This is a genomic window from Algoriphagus pacificus, from assembly GCF_017254845.1.
GTDB lineage: Bacteria > Bacteroidota > Bacteroidia > Cytophagales > Cyclobacteriaceae > Algoriphagus > Algoriphagus pacificus.
On record NZ_JAFKCU010000003.1, the window covers coordinates 91,601 to 106,822 of the forward strand.

The following is a 15,222-nucleotide window of genomic DNA, read 5'->3' on the forward strand; positions in this document are numbered from 1 at the left end:
TCGTATTCCATTTCGAATCAATAAAATTTTCAAAGCTTGAAAAAAGCAGCTTTAATTCCAGCTAGATATGCTTCCACCAGACTTCCTGCGAAATTGGTTCAGGATCTTGGGGGCAAGTCGGTGATTCAGAGAACCTATTTAAGTACCCTTGCTACCGGAATTTTTGATGAGGTCTGGGTTGTAACAGATCATCAGGAAATTGAGCAACAGATTAAAAGCCTGGGGGGAAATGTCTTTTTTAGCCAAAAAGGGCATGAGAGTGGTTCAGACCGAATTGCAGAAGCCCTACAGCAAGTGGATGCAGAGATAATTGTGAATGTACAAGGAGATGAGCCCTTTCAGGATCAAAAATCATTGAATGACCTGGTGCAAGTTTTTGAAGATAGAAATGTACAAGTAGCTTCCTTAAAAACGCTGATTTCAGAAGATGAGGCTCAGAATCCCAACTTTGTAAAAGTAGTTACCAATAAGGAAGGAGATGCCCTCTATTTTTCAAGATCTTCAATTCCTTACAATCGAGATAAGATAAGAGATCTTCAATATTGGAAACATATTGGAGTCTATGCTTATAGACGACAAGCTTTGTTGGCTTTCACCGAAATGCCAAAATCTGATTTAGAACGGATTGAAATGCTGGAACAGCTCCGCCTTTTGGAAAATGGTTTTGCGATCCGAATGGTAGAAACAACTCACCAGGCTGTTGCAATAGACACAGCAGAGGACTTAACCAGAGCAAGGAGTATACTGGGATTGAAGTAAAGGAGGTATTGAAATGATAAAATTAATCTGGGTTTTTAGTTTAAAATCTGCTTTTCTAAAGACTAAAACTGTAATTTAAATTTACATTTTTACGAACTGCTAAATTTTGACCAGCTTTTCTACGAAATTGATTAAGTTTGCGCAGTTTTTGAACAAGATTTTAAAAATTCATTTATGCGGAGATTCCGACTTGGGATTGTTTCTATCCTAGCCCTAATAGCTGCTTCAGCTTGTGTATCCAATGAGAAGATCATTTATCTTCAAAATCAAGAGGGAAATACCCCTATATCAGAAGGAGAATTAATCTCCTACGAAATCCCAGAATATAGATTACAATACAATGATATCATTGACGTCAATATTCAGACGGTGGACGATATGATTGAGAATGGTTTTAATAATAAAGCAGGAGGTACAGCAGGTCAAATGGGAAATATGGCTTCTCAATCTGGAGGTGATATTTATTACATGACAGGATACACCGTAGATAATAAGGGAAATATCCGTTTGCCCATTGTGGGAGAAGTCAATGTCAAAGATAAAACCTTAGAAGAAGCTAGAATTTCCATCGAAGAGAAATTAAGAGTTTATGTAACGACTGAACTTTATGTAAAAGTGAAGCTGGGAGGTATCAGATATTCTGCTCTAGGGGAATTTAGAAGACCTGGGAAATTTGTAGTGCTCCAGGACAGAATGACCATTTTTGAAGCAATTGCTAATGCCGGAGACTTGACTCCTATTGCAAAAAGAGATGAGGTATTATTGATTAGACAGTATCCAGAGGGAACCCGTCTTCATAGATTGAATTTAAATGATAGACATGTTGTAGAATCAGAATTCTATTTTATCCAGCCCAATGATCAGATTTATGTAGAGCCTATGAAGGTGAGAGAAGTGGGAGCAGGAGAGAATGCTGCCCAATCCATTGCATTGGTTATTTCAGCTATCACAGCCTTAGCTCTTATCCTGAATTTAATTAAATAAGATGTATCCAAATTCACCCCAGAATTCAGCCAATCAGCAGAATCCTTTTATGATGCAAAAGGAGGATGAGATTGACTTAAAAGTTTTATTATTTAATTATCTGCAATACTGGCCATTGATTTTGGCTTTTATGTTTGCAGGTTTGGTTTCGGCATTTTTATTCAACCGTTATGCTACCAATATTTTTAATGTAGAATCCAGCATTTTGGTGGAGGATGATAAACCAAGCTTAGGGACAGACCTATTCGAGTCAGCAGGATTCGGTTTACAAGGAAAAAAAAACATAGAAAATGAAATAGGAATTCTTAAATCCTATTCACTGGCTGAAGAGACTATTTCAGAATTAAACCTGAATGTTCAATATTATCATGTGGGTTTTGTTGTCAATACTCAATTATATGATAAACTTCCAATTATAGTTTCAGTTGATTGGGAGCATCCTCAATGGGTTGGAGGTATGTTTTCTGTGGAGGTTTTGGATGATAATTCATTTGAACTACTAATTGAAGAAGATGAATTTTCTGTTTATAACCCAGAGGATCCTTTTTATAAATCTAATCTAGCCGAGCCAAGTTTAAAAAAGTCTGTGTATTCTTTTGGTGAACAGATCCAGGAAGAAAATCTCTCTATTAAAATCAATAGCATATATGCGAATCCAGGGGATAAAATTCTGTTTAAGATCTTGGATACTCCATCACTTGCATTAAAATATAAAAATGAACTTGGAGTAACTCCAATTAATAAGCAAGCATCTATACTTACCTTAAATCTTGAGACACCTGTCAGAAGGTTAGGGGAGGATTATATCAATAAGTTGATGGAAATGTATCTGAAGCGTGAACTGGATGAGAAAAACAGAGCTTCAGAAAGCACTATTCGTTTTATTGAGAATCAATTGCTTGGAATCTCTGATTCTCTTGAAACTTCAGAGAATAGACTGCAGCAATATAGATCTGAAAATAATGTTTTTAACCTTTCTGAAGAAGGTTCTGTGATTTTTGAAAGATTACAGGATTTGGAAAAGCAAAAGGGAGAAACTGAAGTTAGTCTCAAATATTATCAGACTTTAAATTCTTATTTAGAAAATAGTCAGGGAGGAGAGTTGGTAGCACCATCTATTATCGGCGTAACGGATCCCTTATTAAATTCCTTGGTCAATGCTTTGGCAGAGCTGCAGGCGGATCAAATCCGATTGAAATCCAACTTTTCGGATCAGGCTCCAGCAGTTAGGGAAAATGCTACAAGAATTGCCAATACCAAAAAGCAATTACAGGAGAATGTAAATTTGGCTTTGAATAATACCCAAAATGTATTAGCTGACCTCAATAATAGGATTCGATTAATCCAGTCTGATATAAATGCGTTACCTAAAACAGAAAGAGACCTAATTGGGATTCAGAGAAAATTCACGATCAACGAAAATATTTATGTTTACCTATTAGAGAAGAAGGCGGAAGCTGAGATTACCAAAGCTTCCAATATGCCAAAAAATACAATTTTGGATTTTGCAAAGGCAGGTCAGACACCAGTAGCTCCTAAGCGCTCCTTAAATTTATTAATAGGTTTGATACTTGGCTTGATTGTTCCTATTGGATTTATTACCATTAAGGATTTCTTAAATACCAAGATTGAGGATCCTAAGGAATTAGAAAACCAGATCAAAGTACCATTAATAGGTATGGTGGGAAGAAATACTTCTGATGATGCCTTGCCGGTATTGAATAATCCACGTTCCACTGTTACAGAATCTTTTCGTTCCTTAAGGGCAGATATGACCTATCTCTCCCAACAAAAAGAGAATCTAACTATCCTATTTACCTCTTCTATTTCTGGAGAAGGTAAGACCTTTGTTTCTATCAATATGGCTTCTGTCTATGCCTTGATGGGTAAGAAAACCATATTGATAGGTTTGGATTTAAGAAAACCTAAAATTGCTGAGGATTTTGGATTGGTAAATGATAAGGGTATGAGTACCTGTTTGAGTTCGGACACACCTTGGCAATCCGTGATTAAATCTTCAGGTCATCCAGATTTTGATGTGATCTTATCCGGTCCAATTCCTCCTAATCCTGCCGAACTCTTATTGCAAGAGAAGTTTGCAAACATCGTCAATGAAATTAAAGCAGCATATGATGTAATAGTCTTTGACTGCCCTCCTGTGGGTCTTGTATCGGAAACCAAAGAGCTATTTGCTTTGGCAGACATTAGTTTCTATGTATTCCGTCAAGGTTATTCTATGAAAGGAAATACTCAGATTTTGAATAATCTGGTAGAGAAAGGGGGAGTAACAAAAATTTATGGAATCCTCAACGATGTACATATTGACAAAGGCTATGGTTACGGTTATGGCTATGGATACGGCTATGGCTATGGTGGTAATTCATATGGTTACCATGAGGAGGCTGTACCTTTACCTTGGTGGAAAAGAGCATTGGGAATTAAAAAATAGAAACAGAATAGTCGGAAAATTTTCCGGCTTTTTTTATGCTTGGGGTATACCTAGATATAATTACAATCGAGTTTAAAACCTATTTCTGACTGTGGAATTGTCCAACATTCTGGACGTAAATCCATCAACTGCCAGCTCTTTTTATTTAATGGCTTTGCAATTCTTTTAAAAATTTTTACTGACTATAAAGAATTTGATAATAAGCATTTGAGATAGTTTGGATTTTTATAATTAATGTTAGTTACAATCGTTAATTTTATAAATTATTAATAATGACATTTATTAATAAAAAATAATCATTGATTAATTATATTTATGTTCGAGTTTTTTAAAAATGCTTTCTCTTCATCTTCTACAGGAAATAAACTTATTAAGGGTGTTTCTGTGAGGTATGAGTTTTTTGGAAAGCCTATCTATTTTGATCCTATTGCTATGTTGGAGGAGATCGGATTAAAGCTCAAAGCCACTGAGCAAGAAGCAATTTCCAATCTGAATCTAGCTATTGAGGATATCAAAAATGAAGATCTGATTATCCAGGAAAATTTGCCCCCAGCTGTATCAGCTTATTTTATTTTAGGCAAAAATGAAATTAAGGTGCAGAGATCAGTGAAGAATTTCGGAGTGCAACCCATCTCTCGATACCAATTTTTTACAGGGGATATTTTGTTTGCTGTTTTTCAAAGAAGGTATGATTATGGTAAAGATTTTGAAGCCTGTATTGAAAAATTGAAAGAATACACTGATAATTTACTTATGCCTCATTCCCATTTTGTTCATCTTCAAAATCAAAAATCCCAGGATATCTATTTGGAGAAATTTGGACATAGTCAAATCTGGTTAATTTTTAAGCGAGAACTATTCAATGACTTGCTAAGTCAGATTTAAGAAATATTAAAGAAAGTGAGCGAATCACCGGATCCAATTTAGTATCAAATGCATTTCTTCGTATATGAAATTTCCGTTGAAAAATTGGATAAAAAATGAGTAATAAAACTACTCACTTTGCTTATCTTTGAATTCTGAAAGAGATAAAAAGCCCTAAATTAAAGCCTGGGGGCACTTTTTAAACAAAAACCCAAAAATTACCTAAGACATTCTTATTCAGGCTACTATTTCTAAAATAAGCGCTAAGTCCGCTCTCGGGTCAATTGATTTTAAAAGGGAATTACTCCAAAATCAATTTAAACTCGAATGGGACCGAAAGGGCGAAGCTGTGAATGGAATTTTAGATTTATGATTTTAGATTTTTGATTTAGGTACTTTTCTGATTCGATTCTTATTAATAAGGTTTCGATTCACCAAATCAACATTTCATCAGTTTATCAATTCAACAATTCCTCAATTCACCAAATCAACATTTCAAAAAATCAACATTTTTACACTTGAAAACCATTAACGTTATTCTTACTGGAGGTGTGGGGTCTAGACTTTGGCCTTTGTCCAGGAAATCAAGACCTAAGCAATACCTTCCTATTTTTGAGGGAGAAACACTTTTCCAAAAAACGTCGAAACGCAATGCTGAATTTTGTGATAAGGTTTTGGTCGTTGGAAACTGTGAAAATTATGAGCTTTCCAGAAAAGATTTGGAATCTGCTGGTATTTCCAACTATTCAGAGATTATTGAAGCCTGTCCTAGAAATACGGCTGCAGCAATTGCTTTTGCAGCCTTTGCAGTGGCCCCAGAGGATATCTTATTCGTAACTCCTTCAGATCATCTAATTGAATCCGGATCAGATTACGATAAAGCCATCCAAAGATCCATTGAATTAGCCAGTGCTGGACATATAGTGACATTTGGTTTGAAGCCTAAAAGACCAGAAACAGGCTTTGGTTATATCGAGGCTGATGGAGAGAATGTAAAAGGCTTTCGTGAAAAACCTAATAAGGAAACTGCGGAAGCTTTTATTAAAGCAGGCAACTTCTATTGGAACTCCGGTATGTTTTGTTTTCAGGCTGGAGTCTTTCTGGAGGAGTTACAAAGATTTGAACCAATCCTTTTTGAAAAAGCGAAACTAGCTTTTGATTCTTCAAAAGATGGTTTCCTTGATCAGGAACTCTCACTTCAGATCCCATCCATTTCAGTTGATTATGCTGTGATGGAAAAAACCAAAAAGATCAAGGTTGTTCCTTCCTTCTTCAATTGGTCTGATATGGGATCCTTTGAATCCATCTATGACTACTACAAAAAACAAGGACATGCCATAGACTCAAAAGGGAATATGGTTATTGGAATTGAGATTTATACTGAATTTTTAGGATTGAAAAACACCCTCCTAATCCAAACTCCTGATGCCATTTTAGTCCTTAAAAAGGAAAACGCCCAGGATGTGAAAAAGGTGTTTGAAAAGTTGGAGAAGGAGAAACCAGAATTGATATAATCTTTAAACACGGAGTTTCATTGAGGAATCATGGAGTTTCACTGAGTTTAAATCCAAAATGCTTGAAAAGGAAGATTTGACAGAGAAAATATTAGGTTGTGCTTTTAAAGTTCACTCCAAACTTGGACCAGGACTGTTAGAGTCTGCATATCAAGCTTGTTTAAAATATGAATTAGAAAAAGAAGGTTTGTTGGTAGAATCTGAAGTGAATGTTCCTTTAAAATATGAAGAAATTAACCTTGATTGTGGATTTAGAATAGATCTATTAGTTGAAAATCAAGTTGTTGTAGAATTGAAAACAGTTGAAAAATTTAATGAAGTTCATTTTGCCCAGGTTTTAACCTATCTAAAATTTACTGGTCATAAAGTAGGACTATTATTAAATTTTAAAACAAAAAGTTTAGTTCAAGGTATAAAAAGGTTTATTCTTTGAAATGAATGTGTTTTTGAGCTCAATTGGAAAATCTCAATTTCTGAGTTATTTAATTATTCCGTGGAACTCTGAGAATTACTCAGATAAACTCCGTGTTCAATATTTATCATGAATAAAAATATTAGAATATATATCGCAGGTCATCGAGGCATGGTAGGCTCCGCCATTTGGAGGGCTTTGGAAGCGAAAGGCTATACTAATTTAATTGGTAAAACTTCAGCTGAATTGGATCTAAGAAACCAACAAGCTGTTGCTGATTTCTTTTCTGAAGAAAAACCTTCAGTCGTAATTGATGCAGCGGCAAGGGTAGGAGGTATTTTAGCCAATAATAATTATCCTTATCAGTTTTTGATGGAGAATATGCAGATTCAAAACAATCTGATTGATTCATCTCTTCAAGCTGATGTGAATAAGTTTATATTCTTAGGATCTTCTTGCATTTATCCCAAATTAGCTCCACAGCCATTAAAAGAAGGTTACTTATTGACAGGACCCTTGGAGCCAACCAATGAATGGTATGCAGTAGCCAAAATCACAGGAGTTAAAGCCTGCGAAGCTATTCGAAAGCAATTTGGTAAGGATTATATATCCTTGATGCCTACCAACTTGTATGGGCCTTATGATAATTTCGATTTAAATACTTCCCACGTGCTTCCAGCCATGATCCGCAAATTCCATGAAGCGAAACACTCATCTATGTCTATGCTGAGCGGAGTCGAAGCAGGAAAAGAGCATTTACCAGTAACACTATGGGGTTCTGGTACTCCGATGCGTGAATTCCTTTTCGTAGAGGATTTGGCAGATGCGGTGGTTTTTGCATTGGAAAATAAATTCCAGGACAACCTCTACAATGTGGGTACAGGAGTGGATCTTTCCATCAAAGAATTGGCAGAGCTAATCCAAAAAACAGTGGGGCATACTGGTGAAATAAAATGGGATTCTTCCAAGCCTGATGGTACTCCTAGAAAATTGATGGATGTATCCAAAATGGAATCAGCCGGCTGGAAAGCCAAAGTTGGATTGGAAGAAGGAATTCAGAGGACCTATGACTGGTTTCTGAAAAATCAAGAGAACTTTAAGGAAGTAAAATTATAGTTAAATTTAAGCAGACTTCATTTAACAATTAACGCTTAACAATTAACCTTTAACCCTCAACCCTCAACCTTTAACTCTTAACATTTCAACTCTTGTTTTTGAAAATCGCAATAATCATCACTTGCTATAACAGAAAAGAAAAGACAAAGAATTGTCTAATGAATCTTTTTAGTCAAGAGCTACCGAGTAATGCTAAATTACAGGTGTTTTTATGTGATGATGGAAGCATAGATGGCACTTCTGAAATGCTTGCCAAGGAATTTCCAAATGTTTCTATTGTTAAAGGCAACGGGAATTTATATTGGAATGGAGGAATGGAGCTGGCTTGGCAAGAGGCGATTAAAAAAGATGAATTTGATTTTTTTATTTGGCTAAACGATGATACCTATCTTTTACCAAATGCATTGGTTAAGATTTTTGAAGATTATAAAAAAACAAATTCGGAATCTATTATTACAGCAGCATGTAAAATCCCAAACTCTATGGAGTTTTCTTACGGAGGATGGAGTGGTTTTGGACCTATTAAGCCGAATGGGCAACCTCAACAAGTTGTTTTGATATCAGGAAATTTTGTACTTATACCAAAAGAAGTGGTTGAGACCATTGGTACATTATCTCCTCGTTTTACCCATTATCTAGGTGATTATGATTATGGATTAAGAGCAATAGAGGCAGGATTTCAATGTTATACTAGCTCGGAATATATTGCGGAGTGTCATACCAATCCTTTACCCTATTGGGGCAACCCAAAAAATACTTTCAGCAAAAGGTGGAAAATGCTACATGATGTAAAAGGGCAGGCCTTTTCTGAATATTTGTATTTTAAATTTAGACATTACGGCTTTACGATAGGAATGAAAACGTTTTTTGATACCTATTCAAAACTGTTAAGTCCTAATGGCTATACTAATTTTAGGAATTTCTTTAGGAATAGAATTCTAAGAAAATCGTACTAGTCAATTACTGTTTACCTAATTAATTCAAACAAATACAAACAGCTTTTTTCTTGGCATTTCAAAAAACATTGTCCACGGGAAGGAACTATGAACCAAAATCTGTCCGCCAAAGCTGAAACATTTAACTTATCAACATTAAAACCATAAATCTCAGTGATACTCGGAGTAAACTCTGTGTCTCACTGTTTTATAAAGAAATATGAAAACTGCACTCATCACCGGCATTACCGGACAAGACGGCTCCTATTTAGCCGAACTACTTTTAGAAAAAGGATATATGGTCCATGGTATCAAGAGAAGAGCATCTTCTTTTAATACTGCTAGGATAGATCATTTATATATAGATCAGCATGAGAAACATGTGAATTTCAAATTACATTATGGGGATTTGACTGACTCAACTAATATCATCCGAATTATCCAGGAAGTCCAACCCGATGAAATATATAATCTTGGCGCTATGTCCCATGTAAAGGTATCTTTTGATTCTCCGGAATATGTGGCAAATGTGGATGGAATGGGAACTCTTAGAATTTTAGAAGCGGTAAGGATTTTAGGGTTAATTGAAAAAACCAGGATTTATCAAGCATCTACTTCTGAATTATATGGTGGTTTGGAAGAAAATAAGAATGCTGCAGGATTCTATGATGAAAACTCTCCCTTTTATCCAAGATCACCTTATGGGGTAGCTAAGATCTATGGGTTTTGGATTACCAAGAATTATAGAGAGGCCTATGGAATGTATGCTTGTAATGGGATTTTGTTTAATCATGAATCCCCAAGAAGAGGTGAGACCTTTGTAACAAGAAAGATTACCATGGCCACTGCTGCAATAGCCTTAGGAAAACAAGATTGCTTGTATTTAGGGAATATGAATGCATTACGTGATTGGGGTCATGCAAAGGATTATGTAGAAGCAATGTGGAGAATTTTGCAGCAAGAGAAGCCTGAGGATTTTGTAATTGCTACAGGAGTTACCACCTCAGTTAGAGACTTTGTTCGATACGCATTTAAAGAAGTTGGTATTGAGTTAGCATTTGAAGGAGAAGGAGAAGAAGAAGTTGCAAAAATTGTTTCTTGTTCGAAGCAAGAATTCCAGTTGGAAGTTGGAAAGGTGGTAGTTCAAGTTGATCCTCGCTATTACCGCCCTACAGAAGTAGACTTATTGATTGGAGATCCTACAAAATCCAAAACCCAACTAGGCTGGAAGCCTCAATATGATTTAGGGGGCTTGGTAAGTGAGATGGTTACCTCAGATGTAGAAATCGTAAAGAAAAACTTTAATGCTCAATGGGAGCATATTGTAGGTTAATAGTTTTTAGGAATCATAATTTTGAAAATATAATATTTTATAATGAAGATTTTAGTTGAAAATTCTACTTGGAATAATATTGGTGATGCTTGGTATCAAAGTGCATTGTATTCAATAATAAAAGATCTTTATCCTAACGATGAAGTATATATGGGAGAAGGTCCTATTGAAAGAGCATTTCGACCTAATCTTGATTGGCAAACTAAAAATGCTTTCAAAATTATGGATTACCAATCAGCAGATGTTCATATTTTCTCTGGCCCTATAATAGGAAAAAAGCTAGAAGTATATGATGAGAAAATAAAGAAAATTATGGATAATGGAAATCAATATGCTATGATAAGTGTTTCGTGTGCTGGTAGACCAAAAGAAGATAAGGAATATATTAAAGAGTTTTTTAGGAAATATCCTCCTTTATTTTTTTCTTCAAGAGATCCAGAAACCTATGAAACCTTTAAAGATGTTATAAAGAATAGTTATAATGGTATTTGTACTGCATTTACTGTAAATAGAACTTTACCTGTAGATAGTTTTAAAGCCGAAAAACCCTTTTTTATAAGTAGTTTTTATAGGGAGTTAGAACCTTATTTTTACTTAAAAAATTCTGACAAGCCATGTACAATAGAGAATATTGGTTTAAGTAGAAAAAAAACTATTGGATTTCTTGATTTTAAATTTGCAAGACATTTGAATTTTAAAAGAGCTCAACAAGAATCATTAAATGATTTTTCTATTGTAAGAGTGGTTCAAGATGTTAATACTAGGTATAATCACATTAATTTTTCCCATCCTAATTCTTTTATAAGTTTTAATCCATTATCTTATCTAGCTGTTACAAAGTCAGCTGAGTTTGTTTTATCAGATAGGGTACATGCATGTGCAATTGGATTAGCATTTAATAAACCAGTTCAATTTTTATATAAAACTGCACGAGCAGGAATTTTTGACAGATTAAATTTTGACTATAAATCAAATAATGGCATTATGTATCCAAATCTTAATATAATTGATGATGAATTGGGTAAATTAAAAGATAAGATATTGGAAAGCATCTAATAGTACGATGTCAATTAAAAAGAAAATTCTAAAAAATACTTTTGCTTCTTCAATTTCAAAATTATTTAGAGTTACAGAGCAATTAATTTTAGTTCCATTTTTTATTGCGGCTTGGGGAGCGAATTACTATGGAGAATGGCTAACATTGACCATTTTCCCTACAATATTAGCTTTTTCTGATCTTGGTTTTGGCACTGCTTCGGCTAATATGATGGTATTGAAGTATGCAAGTTCAGATTACATTGGGGCCAGTAAAATGGCGAAGATTGGTCCTTTAATGACTTCAACTTTTGTTTTAATTGGATTTTTCATTTCTTTTCTAATTATTTTTTCCTTTTATAAGTTTAGTTTTTTTGATTCATTATTAATTAAAAAATATGATGCTATTATTTCTTTAAGTTTTATGATGACAGCTCAATTAATTGGGTTGTTTCGGCAATTTTATGAAGGATATTTTCGCATTGCTCAAAAATCGCATCAAGCTATGCATTTAAATAATTTATATCAATTTTTTAATATTTTTAGTGGATTTATCGTGTTGACTTTTGGGGGAAATGTTATTCATTTTTCAATGACTTATTTTATTGTAAGTATATTGTATACATTTCTTTTTGTTTTTTTAGCCAAAAAAAAAGTATTGTTTAAAGAAATTAAATTTTCCTCTTTATTATTTGATGATATCAAAAATGTAGCTCAAAAAGGAATTGGATTTATGTTGAGTCCTTTATGGCAAAGTATTTATTTCCAAGGAAGTACTTTTGTTGTAAGGATTGTTTTAGGACCAGGAGCTGTAGCTATATTTAATACAGTCCGTACTTTAACAAGAGGTGTAAATCAAATTTATAGTATTATTAATGTAAGTGTTTTTCCAGAAATTCAATTTTTGATTGGACAAAAAAAATTTCCTAAGGTAAGATTAGTTTTTAGATATTCTTTACTTATAACTATATTTACAGCTGTATTAGGTGTATTATTTTTATTTTCTTTTGGTTTGCAATTTTATAAGTTTTGGACTAATAATGAATTGGATCCTCCAATATTTATGTGGAATATTTTTCTGTTAAGTATTTGTTTTAATTCTATTTGGTGGACTTCTGGTGTGGTTTTTCGTGCCTTCAATAGACCTTTTAGGTTTGTAATAGCTGGATTTATAGCTTCACTCTTTTCTGTAGGTTTAACATTTATTTTATCAAAATCCTTTGGTTTAATAGGTGCTTCAATTGGGTATATATTTCTTGATGTTTCACTTGCTTTTTATATTTTACCACTTAGCTGTAAAATGATAGGACAAAATCCACTGCATTTATTTAAAGATTTTTTTATGGATTTTTCAATGATTTTAAAAAAAAATAGTTAATTCAATGAAGTATTTTCTATCCCATTATAAAGAATTCATTTTGAATTATATTTATAAATTTAGATATAAAAAGAAAGATGTTTTATTTCTTAGGAATTCTCTAATAGATAGACATACTATTTTTGAAGGTAATAATTCTATAGGTGAAAACTCTAAATTAAAATTCTGTTTTTTAGGTAGAGGTACTTATATTGGAAGGAACAATGAATTAAATAAGGTTAAATTTGGAAAATTCTGTTCGGTAGGTTCTTTTATAACTAATACAACTGGTAATCATCCTACCAAAAAAATTGTCAGTACTCATCCAGCATTCTTTTCTACTGGACTTTCTGCAGGTTTTACTTTTGTTAAGAAAGATATTTTTAAAGGTTTATCTTCATTAGAAGATGGATATTTAGTTGAAATTGGTAATGATGTTTGGATTGGAGATCACGTAACAATATTGGATGGAATTACAATAGGTGATGGTGCAATTATTGGATCAAAAGCTCTTGTAACTAAAAATATTGAGCCTTATTCCATTAATGTTGGTGTTCCTGCAAAGAAAATAGACTACAGGTTTAATTCTGATCAAATTTTAAAATTAAAAAATTTAAAATGGTGGGATAATGATTTTAATTGGATTAAAAATAATGTTGATGCCTTTTCTGATATTGATGAATTTTTCAGAAAAATTAATTTATGAATTTAAAGAATCAAGTTAAAAATTTAATTCCTCTATGGTTGTTAAATTTAATTAGAAAGATATATCCAATATCAATTTCTAAAATTTTCCAACTTATAATTTTTTCTAAATTTAAAAGTTTTGGAAATAATAGTTCAATTACCTATCCTTCAATTTTTAAAGGAATTGGAAATATATCAATAGGATCTAATACTGATATTGGCGCATTCGTTCACATTTGGGGAAATGGCGGTGTTTTTATTGGGGATAGAGTTTTGATTGCTTCCCATGTAACTATTACTAGCTTAACCCATGATTACTCCTTTAAAATCATTAAAAATGCTCCTGGAATTTCGGCTCCAATATATATTGAGGACGATGTTTGGATTGGGAGTCATTCTGTTATTATGCCTGGAATAGTAATTGGTAAGAGTGCAGTTGTTGGAGCGGGAGCAATTGTAACAAAGGATGTTCCTCCATATGCTGTTGTACTTGGTGTTCCTGCTAAAATTGTTAAATATCGAGAATTTAATGAATAATATTAGTTCATATAAGTCAAGAAACATTCGAGTTATAATTTCAACTTTTGGACCTTTGCATTTGATCAAAAGTGCTGAATTTCTTTCTTATTTCGCAAATGTAAAAGTTATTCAAGGATGGATTCCTAATCGATTTAATTCTTTTCTATTACGAATAGCTAGTAAAATTGTAGGTCGAGATCTTTCAATTAGTATTAAAAAACGTACTCCAGAAATACTTGTTGGAAGTAATATTTCTATTGGAATTCCTGAATTTTATTTATGGTTTAATAGACTTGTAATTAAAGTATCTAAAAAGAATGTTGCTTTAAAAGCTGCAAGGATGTATGGTAAGTTTTCAACTAGATTTATTAAAGATGCTGAAATATTTCATGTTAGAAGTGGTTCGGGATTAAATGGTGCTATTGAAAAAGCAAAAATATCTGGTATGAAAGTGGTTGTTGACCACAGTATAGCTCATCCCGCTTTTTTGGATAAAAATTTGCGAAATGAATATAATAATAATAATGAATCATTTGATTTAGGTTTAGATTCATTGTTTTGGCAAGGTGTATTAGCTGATTGTGAAAAAGCTGATTGTTTACTTGTAAATTCTTATTTTGTTAAAAAGACATTTTTAGACCAAGGTTTTAATCCAGATAAAATTAAAACTGTTTATTTAGGAGTTCGAGAAGATTTTTTTGGAATTAAGAAAAATTATTCTGTTACTGAGAAATTAAAGATTCTCTTTACTGGTAATTTTGGATTTCGTAAAGGTGCAGAATATCTCCTGAGGGCATTAGTAGAATTAGATAAGCGTAACTTTTCTTATGAAATGACTGTTGTTGGTTCATTTCAAGATGCTGCTTCTTTAGTTGAGAGGTATAAACCAAAAAACATTAATTTTATAGGTCATATTCCACAAAGTGAACTAAAATATTTTTTATCTAATTCTGATATTTATATCTTTCCTTCTTTAGCAGAGGGTTGTGCAAGCTCAGGGATGGAAGCAATGGCTTCAGGATTACCAATTATAGCAACATTAGAAAGTGGTTTTCCAATAATTAATTATGAAAATGGAATTTTAATACCATCTAAAAATTCAAATTTAATAGTCGAGAAGATTATGGAACTAGCTTCAAATGAAAATTTGAGAAGGAAAATTGGGACAAACGCTAATATTACAATTTCTAGTAATTTTACTTGGGAAAAATATGCTTCTAGCGTTTTTACTATTTATAAAGAACTTTTGAATAATTAA

General features: G+C 33.1%; 14 protein-coding genes. All 14 read left to right on the forward strand.

What is annotated here, in order from left to right:
* The first annotated feature begins 36 nt into the window (after positions 1–36).
* The 14 genes from kdsB to J0A69_RS12960 all read left to right on the forward strand — a co-directional run bounded on the left by kdsB (position 37) and on the right by J0A69_RS12960 (position 15,222).
* Positions 37–759: a 3-deoxy-manno-octulosonate cytidylyltransferase gene (kdsB, locus tag J0A69_RS12895; RefSeq protein WP_206587018.1), complete on the forward strand. Its 723-nt coding sequence runs from the start codon at positions 37–39 to the stop codon at positions 757–759.
* Between the two features lie 174 nt (positions 760–933).
* Complete coding sequence (locus tag J0A69_RS12900) at positions 934–1,743, forward strand: polysaccharide biosynthesis/export family protein (RefSeq protein WP_206587019.1); 810 nt, start codon at positions 934–936, stop codon at positions 1,741–1,743.
* A 49-nt stretch (positions 1,744–1,792) separates the two neighbouring features.
* Positions 1,793–4,192: a GumC family protein gene (locus J0A69_RS12905; RefSeq protein WP_236032874.1), complete on the forward strand. Its 2,400-nt coding sequence runs from the start codon at positions 1,793–1,795 to the stop codon at positions 4,190–4,192.
* A 315-nt stretch (positions 4,193–4,507) separates the two neighbouring features.
* Entirely contained in the window at positions 4,508–5,077 is a 570-nt protein-coding gene (locus tag J0A69_RS12910) for a hypothetical protein (protein ID WP_206587021.1), read from the forward strand.
* Positions 5,078–5,574: 497 nt separating this feature from the next.
* Positions 5,575–6,570, forward strand: coding sequence for a mannose-1-phosphate guanylyltransferase (locus tag J0A69_RS12915; protein ID WP_206587022.1), 996 nt, complete (start codon positions 5,575–5,577; stop codon positions 6,568–6,570).
* A gap of 58 nt (positions 6,571–6,628) precedes the next feature.
* Positions 6,629–7,003, forward strand: coding sequence for a GxxExxY protein (locus tag J0A69_RS12920; protein ID WP_206587023.1), 375 nt, complete (start codon positions 6,629–6,631; stop codon positions 7,001–7,003).
* Positions 7,004–7,111: 108 nt separating this feature from the next.
* On the forward strand, positions 7,112–8,098 hold the full coding sequence (locus tag J0A69_RS12925) for a GDP-L-fucose synthase family protein (RefSeq protein ID WP_206587024.1): 987 nt from the start codon (positions 7,112–7,114) through the stop codon (positions 8,096–8,098).
* 98 nt (positions 8,099–8,196) lie between these two features.
* Complete coding sequence (locus J0A69_RS12930) at positions 8,197–9,054, forward strand: glycosyltransferase family 2 protein (protein WP_206587025.1); 858 nt, start codon at positions 8,197–8,199, stop codon at positions 9,052–9,054.
* A gap of 199 nt (positions 9,055–9,253) precedes the next feature.
* The gene (gmd, locus tag J0A69_RS12935) at positions 9,254–10,366 is read left to right on the forward strand and encodes a GDP-mannose 4,6-dehydratase (protein ID WP_206587026.1); all 1,113 of its coding nucleotides are present in this window, start codon (positions 9,254–9,256) and stop codon (positions 10,364–10,366) included.
* Between the two features lie 42 nt (positions 10,367–10,408).
* Positions 10,409–11,422, forward strand: a complete 1,014-nt coding sequence (locus J0A69_RS12940) for a polysaccharide pyruvyl transferase family protein (protein WP_206587027.1) — start codon at positions 10,409–10,411, stop codon at positions 11,420–11,422.
* Positions 11,423–11,429: 7 nt separating this feature from the next.
* Positions 11,430–12,779: an oligosaccharide flippase family protein gene (locus J0A69_RS12945; RefSeq protein WP_206587028.1), complete on the forward strand. Its 1,350-nt coding sequence runs from the start codon at positions 11,430–11,432 to the stop codon at positions 12,777–12,779.
* A 4-nt stretch (positions 12,780–12,783) separates the two neighbouring features.
* Positions 12,784–13,464, forward strand: coding sequence for a CatB-related O-acetyltransferase (locus J0A69_RS12950; protein ID WP_206587029.1), 681 nt, complete (start codon positions 12,784–12,786; stop codon positions 13,462–13,464).
* A complete protein-coding gene (locus J0A69_RS12955) occupies positions 13,461–13,982 on the forward strand; it encodes an acyltransferase (protein ID WP_206587030.1) in 522 nt (173 codons plus the stop codon). Before J0A69_RS12950 ends, J0A69_RS12955 begins: the two co-directional genes overlap by 4 nt.
* Positions 13,975–15,222, forward strand: a complete 1,248-nt coding sequence (locus tag J0A69_RS12960; RefSeq protein ID WP_206587031.1) for a glycosyltransferase family 4 protein — start codon at positions 13,975–13,977, stop codon at positions 15,220–15,222. Before J0A69_RS12955 ends, J0A69_RS12960 begins: the two co-directional genes overlap by 8 nt.